Genomic DNA, 12257 nt, shown 5'->3' on the forward strand with positions numbered 1-12257 from the left:
TAACAAAATGAACACCACGGAACTACAATCCATAGCGTTCATTTTCGCAAAAAAGTAGTGTTGTAGCGAAGGTTTTATAGACGAATCGATGTGCTAGCCCATTTTCAACACGATTCATTGACCGCAAATCTGTTTGGATGAACTTGATGCACGTGAAACCGACAAAGTGGTTGAAAGCGGGTGTCTATTTGCTACGTGCAAGAAGCATCTGTCCGACGTTTGTGCAAGCGTTGGTTGGTTGGTTGGCGTTGTGTGGGTGCCTTGGCCTGCCAACTGCGGTATGGGCAGGAAGAACCGGCGTACACGCAGTCGAACTCGCCCAACAGCATGAGGCGGAGGGCAAGCAACGAGAAATTGATGCATTAACGCAACGCAATGCACAACAGACGGCCGAGCTGCGCCAACGCGAATTTCAGCAGCGCTGGTTATGGACACTGTTCGGAAACGGTGCTCTTGTTTGCACCGGAGGCGCGTATTTCTTGCTCCATCTGCGGCGTTCCAATCGCAAGCTGAAGATACTGAATGAGAAAGTGCGGCGCTCTCAGAACAAGCTACAGGCTACCCTGGATGCGATGCCGGACTTGTTGTTCGAGCTGGGGCTGGATGGCCGTTACTACAGCGTGCATCCCCCCCAATCCAGTTTGCTGGTTGCACCACCTGAAGATCTCATCGGAAAAACGGTGTTTGACGTTATGTCCGCTGAGTCGGCGGAGGCTTGCATGTCGGCACTGCGCGAGGCTCACGAAACCGGCACGTCGTTTGGTAAACAGTTGGAACTAAAACTTCCCCACGGAACGTTCTGGTTTGAACTCTCGGTCGCTCGCAAAAATGTCGTTGCGGGGCGAGAACCGCGCTTCATAGGTCTTTCTCGGGACATTACCGAGCGCAAGCGCATGGAGCAGGCGCTGAGCGAACGGGAGCAGCGTTTCCGAGGAATTTTCGACAATGTTCTCGATACACTCTATTTACTTGAAGTGACTCCCGACGGGCGTTTTCGTAATCTTGAAGTCAATCCAGCATTTGAGAAGTCGTCAGGCATCTCCAACACAGAACTCGTAGGAAAGTTCATCGAAGAAACGGTGCCGCAAGAAATTGCCGAACCCGTCATTGCCAAATACCGCAGATGCATTGCGGCAGGCAAGGCGATTGAGGAAGAAGTATCGCTCGATATGCCCAGTGGGCCACGCCATTACCATTCAACCCTTATTCCTGTGCGCGACGACAGCGGTCGCATTCATCGGATTGTGGGTATCTCACGCGACATTACCGAACGCAGGCAGATGGAGCGCCATCTTGAAGAGTCACAGCATTTGCTGCGCCAGTTGGCCGCGCGTAACGAGGTTGCACGCGAGGATGAGCGTCTGCATCTCAAACGGGAATTGCACGATGAGTTGGGGCAGTACTTGTTGGCGCTGCGTCTCGGCATTTCGGTGGTGGACTTGGAGTTTGGGGCAAGCAATGCGTCTCTGCGGGAGAAAACACTGCGTTTGGTCGATATGGTGGATTCCACCATCAAAGTGGTGCGCAATGTCGTGACTTCACTGCGTCCAGCGGCGCTCGACATGGGCATCGTTTCGGCCCTGGAGTGGTTGGCCGGCGACTATGCTGAACGAACCGGCATTCAGTGTGAACTCCATCTCTGCGAGGACGATATCCCGCTGGACGATAAGCGTGCCACAGCGATTTTCCGAATTGTCCAAGAATCGCTCACCAACATCGTGCGGCACGCGCAAGCTACTCAAGTGAATATTACGTTGCAGCAAAAATGCGATTGCGTTTGGTTAGAAGTGCGTGACAATGGCAGGGGATTTGACCCTTCCCTGCGCCACGAAAAATCCTTCGGACTAGTCAGTATCCGAGAGCGGGCCCTGCTTTTGGGAGGGAAGGTGGAGATATCTGGTACACCGGGCTGGGTAACAGTCTGTTTGGAATTTCCTATTCACCATCAGCCAATGAATGCGGTAGAGACATGATACGGGTATTGATAGCTGATGACCACGCCATCGTGCGCGAGGGGTTGAAGCAACTGTTTGCATTGGACGTCGATGTCGTAGTGGCGGGTGAGGCGACCGATGGTGCTCAGGTATTGGATGTTTTGCGTAGAGAGCGTTTTGACGTGGTGCTGCTCGACATGACCATGCCTGGAGTAAGCGGGGTGAATCTAATTAACCGTATCTGTGCGCAAGACGGAGCGCCCCCCATTCTGGTGCTCAGCATGCACAACGAACTCCAAGTTGCTCGGCGTGCGCTCAATGCGGGAGCATCGGGTTATCTGACCAAGGACAGTCGGCCTGAGATCTTGATTGCGGCCATTTGCAAGGTGGCAACTGGCGGGCGCTTCATTGATCCGAGTCTGGCTGAGCAAATGGTGTTCGAAGTGGGTAGTTCTGCGCAACGCCCGCCCCATGAGCTTCTTTCGGACCGTGAGTTTCATATTCTGCGTTTGTTGGTTCGGGGCATGAGCGTCAACGACGTCGCCGAAGAGCTGGCTATTAGCAACAAGACCGTAAGCACCCACAAGGCGCGGCTGATGCTGAAAATGAACTTTCAGAATAACTCTGAGTTGGTGCGCTATGCCGTCGCGCATGGCCTGATTGAGTAAATCCCTACCAACAATCAAGATCGCCTGACAGCGCAAAGGCTTGATTACCGATACGCTCTCGGTATATGCAGTATCGAGTTGACAATGATCCGATTGCTGGTCGCTGACGATCATGCCCTTATGCGAGAGGGCCTGAAGCAGATAGTTGCCCTTAGCGACGACGTGGTGGTTGCGGCTGAAGCCGAGAATGGTGCTCGGGTCATGGAGCTGCTGCGCGAGGGGGCGTTCGACTTGATGTTGCTCGATCTCACCATGCCCGACGTCAGCGGCGTAGACCTGATTTGCTGGGTGCAAGCCAAATTCCCGGCACTTCCCATTCTGGTGCTGAGCATGCATAACGAACCAACAGTCGTCGTACGGGTGCTGCGGGCCGGCGCAACCGGCTACCTGACCAAGGACAACGATCCGCAAGACCTGATGGCCGCCATCCGAAAGGCTGCTACTGGGGGGCAGTACATTGACCCGAAATTGGCTGAACGCATTGCGTTTGCGGGGAGTAACGATGGCCAGGCGCCCCGTCACCAACGCCTGACGGATCGCGAGCTCCACATCCTGCGGCTGTGGAGTCTTGGCAAAAGTATCAATAACATCGCCGAGGAATTGGCCATCAGCAATAAGACGGTTAGCACACACAAGGCGCGTCTCATGGAGAAAATGGGCATTCGCAGCAATGCCGAGCTGGTGCGATATGCACTTGCCCATGGTCTAGTGGACTAGCCACATGAAGGCAATCCTTACGGGTGTTGCTTTTCTCCTTACACCAAAAACAAGAATTCCTTATGGTTATCCGGGCGCAGCGTCTCTACGATTCGTTCGGCGAACGTGCCATAGCGTAAGGAAATCCATGGGTGAATTGCAACTGATTGCTATTGTCAGCGTCGATTTCCGCCGAGATCTGACTCACGTAAGACCTACCCTGCTAGTTTTGAAAGCAGGGGGCCTTAGGAAGGGTAAACGTGGAGACATTGAATGTCATCAGGCGTTGGGCATTGCGGGAAAACATGTCCATCAACGATATTTCCGAGCGTACAGGCATGGCTCGAAACGCCCTGAAGAAGTATCTGAGTTCACATGAGAGTGAGCTTAGCTACTCAAGGCGGGTTGACTCAAGCAAGTTCGATTCCTATTCCGGAAAGCTGGCCTGCTGACTGGAGGAGCGGGTCAAGTACGCCAGCGAGGGGCAATGCGCCTTGTTTGAAACGCGCAAGGTGCCGGTCTACGGAGCCGATGAGAAGGTTGCAGGTGTGATCGGTATGGCCCGCGATGTCACTGAACGAAAGGAAGCTGAACTGGCCTTGCGGGCCAGCGAGGCGCACATTCAGTCGCGCAATGGGCTCTTGCAGGCCATCGTTGAGAGCTCGCCCGAGATCATCATTTTTGCGCTGGATACAACGTACCGTTACTTGGCCTTCAACCAAAAACACCGGGTGACGATGCAAGCCATTTGGGGAAATGACATCAGCATTGGCATGAACATGCTGGATGTGATTGGCGACCATCCAGACCGCCTAGTAGCCCAAACTAGCATGGACCGCGCTTTGGCAGGCCAGAGTTTTGTGTTGGAAGAAACCTATGGCAGCGAGCTGCTTTCCCGCCAGCATTGGTTGAACCACTGGGCACCCATCCGTTCGGAGGCCGGTGTGGTCGTGGGCCTGACCTGTTTTGTCTTGAATATTTCGGAGCGCAGGATCGCGGAGGAGCGCCTGCGAAGATCCCGCGATATTGTGCGCGCACTGGCCGCGCACCAAGAAACCGAGCGCGAGAAGGAGCGCAGACGGCTGGCCTACGAAATGCATGAAGACTTGGCCCAGAACTTTGCGGCCCTGCGCTTGCACCTCGCATCGCTGGAGATGGGTGATGCCGACGCCAAACACGCGCAAGTGCTCAAAACTATGCACGGCATTGCAGACTATGGCATCGTCCGCATTCGCGGTATGGTATCCGCGCTGCGGCCTGCGGTACTCGACTTGGGATTGGTTTCCGCCTTGCAATGGCTTACGGACGATTTCAAGGGCGTTGGACTCGACTTCGTCCTGACCTTACAAGATGGCATTGTGTTCAGCGATGCGTCGAGCACATTCTTGTACCGTGCCACGAAGGAAGCCCTGCTGAATGTCGCCCTGCATGCGGCGGCCACGCAGGTGTCTGTTTCGCTCGTTGCCGCCGATGGCGTCTGCTGCCTGGTTGTGCACGACAACGGTTGTGGCTTTGACCCAGCGGCACCGCGTGACAATGATTGCTTTGGGCTGATCGGTCTGGCCGAGGGAGCGCTCCACCTGGGTGGCGAGCTATTTATTGAATCCTCTCTTGATCATGGCACCACGCTGAAGATTCGCATCGTTGGCGTGTGATAGGAGTGGGTTGCCGTAGGGCCATCCCTATGGGCATAGTTGCATATCCCTACAAGTAAATCAGACCGGTCCGATGGTCTGATGGGAAGGATTTTTGTAGTCTGTCGTCTTCCGGCTATTCCCACCGAGTGTCCCCATGATTTTCAAACGTATGAAATTGTCCCAGCGTCTGCTGGCTTTGTTGCTCATCATCCTACTCAGCTTTGTAGCCTATGGCGCCTGGTCGTTCAAGGTACTAAGCAACCTGAAGGTCAATGGACCGTTCTATCAGCGCATTGTGCAGGGCAAGGATCTGATTGCCGACATCCTCCCACCCCCTGAATACATCATCGAGTCCTATCTGGTGACCCTGCAGCTGATGGCCGCACCGCCCGCCCAGCGCCCGGCCCTGATTGACAGTTTCAAAGCCTTAAAAAAGGACTATGACATTCGGCACGACTTTTGGGTCAAGGAAAATCTGGATACGGCGCTCAAGGACCAACTGCTCAACCAAGCCGACAAGCCAGCACAGGCGTTCTACCAAGTCGCCTTGGGTCAATTGATACCTGCCTTGGAAAAGGATGACATGGCCGCGGCCAATGCTGCGCTGGACGCCATGAAGCAAAGTTACGATGCGCATCGCAGCGCCATCAACACCCTGGTGGAGCTGGCCAACAAACGCAATGCAACCGACGAAGCTAATGCCAGATCGGCAATCGAGAACGCCAACTGGGTCATGCTGGTGCTACTGCTGTCCTCCAGTGGTTTGGTCGCCCTGATCTTCTGGAGAATCGCGCACGGGTTGCTCGCTCAACTGGGGGGCGAACCCAACGATGCTGCCGACATTGCCACCAGGATTGCGTCTGGCGACCTGACGGTGGCCATCCATACCGAGCCCAATGACCGCGGCAGCTTGATGGCGGCTATGAAAGCCATGCGCGACAGTCTAGTCGGCATCGTGGGTGGGGTACGCGCGGGCACCGACATCGTCGTCAGTACTACCAGCCAGATTGCCGCAGGCAATCAGGAGCTGGCGACACGTACCGAAAACCAGGCCAGCGCGTTGGAGAATACGGCCAGCGCGATGGAGGAGCTGACCAGTACTGTGAAGGCCAATGCGGACAATGCGCGCCAGGGCAACGAGCTGGCGACCTCGGCGTCGCTAGTGGCCGTCAGAGGGGGTGAGGTGGTGGCGCAGGTGGTTCGGACCATGGGTTCCATCAACGACTCTTCCCGCAAGATCGTGGACATCATTGGTGTCATCGATGGCATTGCGTTCCAGACCAACATCCTGGCCCTGAACGCCGCCGTGGAAGCGGCCCGGGCCGGGGAGCAAGGCCGCGGCTTTGCCGTCGTGGCGTCCGAGGTACGTGGCTTGGCCAAACGCTCGGCCGACGCCGCCAAAGAAATCAAGACCCTGATCGATGACTCGGTCAGCAAGGTTGAGGTTGGCAGCCGCCTGGTTGGCGAAGCTGGGGCGACGATGGGTGACATCGTCGACAGCGTCAAAAAGGTGACCGACATCATGGGTGAAATTACTATCGCCAGCCGAGAGCAGTTCCTGGGCATCGAGCAGATCAACATCGCCATTGCGCAGATGGACTCGGTTACGCAGCAAAACGCCGCGCTGGTGGAGGAAACCGGGGTCGTGGCCAGCGCCCTGCAGGACAAGGCCAGTGATTTGTCACGAATGGTGGGCGTCTTTCGCTTGAGTGGGATACCCACGATCGGCAGGAGTCAACCTAGAAACGCTACTGTTTTGATAGCTTCTCGCGCCCTTTAGGCGAGGGCTGATGACCTAAATCACTCAACAACCTTGTTGGAAGCGATGGCATGCAGCAACAGCAAATCACCTCCATCCGAGAATTCTTGGCCTTCAAACTCGGAAGCGAGGAATACGGCATCGACATCTTGCGCGTGCAAGAGGTGCGCTCCTATGAGGAGCCCACCCGCATGGCGCACGCACCGGCTTTCATCAAGGGAATGATCAATCTGCGCGGCGTGATTGTGCCGATCGTTGACATGCGCATGAAGTTCAACCTGGAGCAGGTGAACTATGACGACGCGACGGTGGTCATCATGCTCAACATCGGCGAGCGGGTGATAGGTATGGTGGTTGATGGAGTGTCGGATGTCATGACTCTCATGCCAGACCAACTGCGTGCGGTGCCCGAGTTGTCGTCGGTCATAGGAAACGAGCACCTGTTGGCTCTTGGTGCGCTGGATGACCGCATGTTGATCTTGTTGGACATCGTCACGCTCATGGGCAGCGCCGAGATGGGGGTGGTGGCCCGAACGCTGCATTGAACCGATGGGGAGAGCGAATACTCTCTTCTTGGTGTAGGAATGGGCCTACCAATTTTTGGCTCAATCCCTACACATTTGACACATTTCCTTACATGCAAATCAAGATCGCCTGATAGTCCATTGTTCCCAATTCGTTCATTCTCCATGCCAGTGTCAGGGTCTTTTTTTGGACTGAGACAGCCACCGTACAAGGCAACCCTGGGAATGGACGAGCATGCGAAAGACTGTAAGTTGGAGTGGTATTTACCAGGCGAGCGGACCGGTTGTTGCATGTGGTGCGTTCGGCATTGCGGCCATCGTGGTTCCCTTGGACCTGCCCCCTTTGGTTCTGGCAGCGTGTATGGCGTTGCTCACGATGGGCACAGCCTGGTGGGCCATGGGGCAAGCCCGTGCCCTGCGCCGGCGCGTCGAACACGGCGTGCTAGCCCAGTCCATAGCGGGCCTGGAACCCCTGTGCGTGGGCGTGCTGCCGGTCTGGTCCAGCCAGATCGAAATGGCGCGCTCGCAGACCGAACAAGGCATCAACGACCTGGCGACGCGCTTTGCCAACCTGTCCCAGCACCTGCAAAGTGCGGTTGCCGCCTCACATAGCAGTGCTAGTGGCGATGGTGTCACTAAGGGTGTGGTGGCCCTCCTGAACGACAGCCAAACCGAACTCAATGCAATCATCACTGCGTTGCGCTCCAGCCTGAAAGAAAAAGAAGACCTGCTGCAGGAGGTGCACGGTTTGTCGAGTTTTACCGACGCGTTACAGCAAATGGCGAAGGACGTGGGCGCCATCGCCCAGCAAACCAATCTGCTGGCCATCAATGCCGCCATTGAGGCTGCGCGCGCCGGTGAAGTCGGGCGCGGCTTCGCGGTGGTGGCCAGTGAAGTGCGCATGCTCTCCAAGCAATCGGGGGAGACTGGCAAGAAGATCGCCGAAACCGTAAACACCGTCAACAAGGCCATTGCCAGTACGTTGCAGGTCTCGCGCCAATACGCAGAGCAAGACGCCCAAATGGTGTCCCACTCCGAGCGAGTGATCGAGACCGTGCTGGGGGAGTTCGGCAACACTGCCAACGACCTGAGCCACTCCGCCGACGTGCTGCGCGAGGTAAGCCAACGCATGCAGAGCGAAATCTCCGATGTGCTGGTGGCTCTGCAGTTCCAGGACCGCGTCAGCCAGATGCTGGGCCATGTTCGGGACGACCAGGGCAAGCTCATTCAGACCCTGGCGCAGAGTGCGCAGGCCATTACCGAAGGCATCCCGCCCCAACCCATCGACTCCCACGCCTGGCTGGACGCGCTGGCCAGCACCTACACCACGCAAGAACAGTACGCGACGCACGGTGGCAGTGGACCAACACACCCAAAGACACCCAGCGACTCAACCGAAATTACATTTTTTTAGGAGAAACACGTGGCTAAAACCATTCTGATCGTGGACGATTCCGCCTCCCTGCGCCAGGTCGTCAGCATCACCCTGAAGGGCGCGGGCTACGACGTCATCGAAGGCTGCGATGGGCGCGACGCCTTGACCAAGCTCAACGGCCAAAAGGTCCACCTCATCATTAGCGACGTGAACATGCCCAACATGGACGGCATCACCTTCGTCACCGAAGCCAAGAAGCTGCCTGCCTACAAATTCACCCCCATCATCATGCTCACCACCGAGGCTGGCGAGGCCAAGAAGCAGGCAGGCCAAGCCGCGGGTGCCAAGGCCTGGGTGGTCAAGCCTTTTCAGCCGGCACAAATGCTGGGGGCTGTTGCCAAGCTGATTCTGCCTTGAGTGGTTCCCCACCTTACACCCAAACGCAACCCACCAAGGAGACACTATGGGAGTGACTGTTGAACGCACCAAGGACGGCCTGTGTCGCATCCTCGTCGAGGGTGAAATGACGATCTACACCGCGCAGGAATTGAAGGATCAATTGTTGGAACCGCTGGAGCAATACAAGCAAGTTGAACTCAACTTGGGTGCCGTCACCGAGATCGACTCCGCTGGAGTGCAGTTGCTGGTCTTGGTCAAGACCGAGGCGCATGCGCAGGACAAAACCCTGAGCATCACCGACCATAGCCCGTGCGTGCTGGATATCTTGGACCTGTGCGACCTGGAAGGCTTCTTTGGTGACACTGTACTGGTGCACGTAGCGGAGTCCACCCCATGAATTTCGACGACGCACTACAAACCTTCATCGCCGAAGCCCGGGACCTGCTGCAGCACATGGAAGAGGCGCTGTTGTGCATCGAACAGGCTCCAGACGACGCTGACACCATCAACGCCATCTTCCGTGCGGCGCACACCATCAAGGGCTCGGCTGGGCTCTTTGGCTTGGACGGCATCGTGGCCTTTACGCATGTGGCTGAGAGCGTGCTGGACAAGGTCCGCGCCGACGAGCTGGATGTGACCCCCGAGTTGGTGGCCGTGCTGCTGCAAAGTGGCGATCACATGCGGGAGCTTGTGGACCACATCGCCCAGGACGGTGAGCCATCGTCGCAGGTGTTGGCCCAAGGGCAGGCGCTGGTCGAACAGCTGAGTGACTATCTGGAGGACAAGCCTACGGCGCAGGTGTCCGCATCTGCAGTCAAGGTACCTGTGGAGTTTGTGCCAGTTCCCACCGCCCACGGAGGTGGCGAAGTACAAGCCGACCACTGGCACCTGTCGTTGCGTTTTGGGCACGACGTGCTGCGCAACGGCATGGACCCCCTATCCTTCATACGCTATTTGGGCACGCTGGGCCATGTGGTGCATATCGTCACGCTGCTGGATGCCATTCCCCCGGCAGCCAGCATGGACCCCGAGACCTGCTACCTGGGTTTTGAAATCAGCTTCAAGAGCGAGGCCGACAAGGCCACCATCGAGAACGTGTTCGAGTTCGTACGCGAGGACTGCCGCATCCGCATCCTGCCACCGCACAGCAAGATCGACGAATATCGGAGTCTGCTGGGCGACATGCCGCAGGAGCAGGATCTGCTGCTGGGTGACATGCTGGTGCGCTGCGGCACCTTGACGCAAAACGAACTGGACACCGCGCTGCGCATCCAGAAAGCGCAGTCCCATATGCAAGGTGAGGCCACGCAGCCCATTGGTCAAGTGCTGGTGGGGCAACACATGGTGCAGCCTCCGGTGGTGGACGCCGCGCTGGAGAAGCAAAAGCAGCGCAAGGACAACAGGGCCGCGGAGGCCAACCTGATCCGTGTAGATGCCGACAAGCTGGACGCTCTGATCAACTTGGTCGGCGAACTCATCATCGCCGGCGCCGGAGCCAGTCTCGCCGCCCGGCGTGCCGGGGCCCCTGAACTATTGGAGAGCACTGCGACGGTCTCCCGCCTGGTGGAGGAGGTGCGCGATTCCGCGCTGGACCTGCGCATGGTCCAGATTGGCGGCACCTTCAATCGCTTTCAGCGCGTGGTGCGCGATGTTGGCAAAGAACTGGGCAAAGATATTGAGCTGCACATCAACGGCGCCGACACCGAGCTGGACAAGACGGTGGTGGAGCGCATTGGCGACCCGTTGACCCATCTGGTGCGCAACTCCATGGACCACGGCATCGAATCGGTCGAGCTGCGATTGGCCCGAGGCAAGCCGGCCAAGGGCACGCTAAAACTCAACGCCTTCCACGACGCAGGCAGCATCGTGATCGAAGTCTCGGACGATGGCGGTGGCCTGAACAAAGAGCGCATCCTCAAGAAGGCCATCGAGCGCGGCCTGGTCAACGAGGGGCAAGCCTTAAGCGACAAAGAAATTCACAACCTGATCTTCGAGGCCGGCTTCTCCACCGCCGACGCGGTGAGCAATCTGTCGGGCCGCGGCGTTGGAATGGATGTGGTACGACGCAACATCACCGCTCTGCGTGGCACGGTGGACCTGGACAGCGTGGAGGGTCAAGGTAGCACGGTGCGCATCCGCCTGCCCTTGACGCTGGCCATCATCGACGGCTTTCTGGTGGGCGTGGGCAACGCGGTCTACGTCATCCCGCTGGATATGGTGGTCGAGTGTATAGAGCTCAGTGAGATGGACCACGAAGACGGCAGCGAAAAGCGCTACCTAAACCTGCGTGGCGAAGTGCTGCCTTATCGGCGCCTGCGCGAGCACTTTGAAGTGGTGGGCGAAGCGGCGCGGCGCGAAAACATTGTGGTGGTGCGTTTTGGCGAACACAAGGCGGGGCTGGTAGTAGACCGCCTAATGGGCGAATTTCAAACTGTCATCAAGCCGCTGGGCAAAGTGTTCAATCTGATTCAAGGCATTGGCGGCTTCACCATTCTGGGCAGCGGAGAGGTGGCGCTGATTCTCGACGTGCCAGGACTGATGCGCCAGGTCATGACTGGCGAGGAGCCGAAGGATGAGCACAAGCAAGCGTTGGCGTTAGGGCGTTGATTGCTATTAAATTGGTAGCAATTTGTGCCCTCTTAACAAGGGCCAGAGGCATATGTCGTTAGTAATAATTGTGGGAAATTTACATGTTTAAAAATATGAAGATAGCGACCAAGCTGGGAATGGGCTTTGGTCTAGTGATTGTGTTTCTGGCGGCTAGCATCTTCATTGGCGTGGCCAACATGGGGCGCATGAACGACAAGACAGTCGAAATCACTGAAGACCGTTTTCCGAAGAGCGATATCGCTGGCAACGTACAGGCCCGCACTTTGGACAACGCCCGCCTGGTCCGCAATCTGTTCCTCGTCACTGGCGAGGATGCACTAGAGGCTGACCGACAAAAAATTCAAGCCGCACGTGCCATGAACGCTGCGGACCTGGCGGCACTGGACAAGGTTATCAATGCCCCCAAGGGACGTGAGTTGTTCGATATTGCCAAAAAGCAAAACGAGAGCTTGAATCTTAAGTACGACACTTTGTACGCCCTTCTCAAGAGCGACAAGCCCCGTGCGCTGGAGTTCCTGCTCAAGGAATTCGCTCCTAACAACCAGGCATTTAGCGCAACCCTTGAAGATTTCCAGACCGTGCAGACGACGCTGATAAAGCAAGCCGGCAAGGATGCGACCGATCAGTATCAGACCTCCCGCATGATGATGCTGAC

General features: G+C 56.9%; 10 protein-coding genes and 1 pseudogene. All 11 read left to right on the top strand.

Translation table 11 applies throughout. The features are described 5' to 3' along the window. Nucleotides 1-146 precede the first annotated feature (146 nt). Nucleotides 147-1973, top strand: coding sequence for a PAS domain-containing sensor histidine kinase (locus AC097R_RS07760; protein WP_479597360.1), 1827 nt, complete (start codon nt 147-149; stop codon nt 1971-1973). Beyond that, entirely contained in the window at nt 1970-2602 is a 633-nt protein-coding gene (locus AC097R_RS07765; RefSeq protein WP_479597362.1) for a response regulator, read from the top strand. The genes AC097R_RS07760 and AC097R_RS07765 overlap by 4 nt, the downstream gene beginning before the upstream one ends. An 84-nt stretch (nt 2603-2686) precedes the next feature. Beyond that, nucleotides 2687-3319 carry a response regulator gene (locus tag AC097R_RS07770; RefSeq protein ID WP_479597364.1) on the top strand — a complete coding sequence of 211 codons (633 nt, stop codon included), beginning with the start codon at nt 2687-2689 and terminating at the stop codon, nt 3317-3319. A gap of 473 nt (nt 3320-3792) precedes the next feature. Beyond that, nucleotides 3793-4953: a PAS domain-containing sensor histidine kinase gene (locus tag AC097R_RS07775; RefSeq protein ID WP_479597366.1), complete on the top strand. Its 1161-nt coding sequence runs from the start codon at nt 3793-3795 to the stop codon at nt 4951-4953. Between the two features lie 136 nt (nt 4954-5089). Further along, nucleotides 5090-6715, top strand: coding sequence for a methyl-accepting chemotaxis protein (locus AC097R_RS07780; protein WP_479597369.1), 1626 nt, complete (start codon nt 5090-5092; stop codon nt 6713-6715). 50 nt (nt 6716-6765) lie between these two features. Further along, entirely contained in the window at nt 6766-7239 is a 474-nt protein-coding gene (locus tag AC097R_RS07785) for a chemotaxis protein CheW (RefSeq protein WP_479597371.1), read from the top strand. A 340-nt stretch (nt 7240-7579) separates the two neighbouring features. Next, nucleotides 7580-8632: a methyl-accepting chemotaxis protein gene (locus AC097R_RS07790; protein WP_479597373.1), complete on the top strand. Its 1053-nt coding sequence runs from the start codon at nt 7580-7582 to the stop codon at nt 8630-8632. A 9-nt stretch (nt 8633-8641) separates the two neighbouring features. Beyond that, complete coding sequence (locus tag AC097R_RS07795; RefSeq protein ID WP_479597375.1) at nt 8642-9010, top strand: response regulator; 369 nt, start codon at nt 8642-8644, stop codon at nt 9008-9010. A gap of 46 nt (nt 9011-9056) precedes the next feature. Further along, complete coding sequence (locus AC097R_RS07800; RefSeq protein WP_479597377.1) at nt 9057-9389, top strand: STAS domain-containing protein; 333 nt, start codon at nt 9057-9059, stop codon at nt 9387-9389. Further along, complete coding sequence (locus AC097R_RS07805; protein WP_479597379.1) at nt 9386-11599, top strand: chemotaxis protein CheA; 2214 nt, start codon at nt 9386-9388, stop codon at nt 11597-11599. The genes AC097R_RS07800 and AC097R_RS07805 overlap by 4 nt, the downstream gene beginning before the upstream one ends. A gap of 95 nt (nt 11600-11694) precedes the next feature. Beyond that, nucleotides 11695-12219: pseudogene (locus AC097R_RS07810) on the top strand (MCP four helix bundle domain-containing protein); the annotation flags it as partial. Between the last annotated feature and the right edge of the window lie 38 nt (nt 12220-12257).

Source organism: Rhodoferax sp. ZS1R25, from assembly GCF_056521335.1.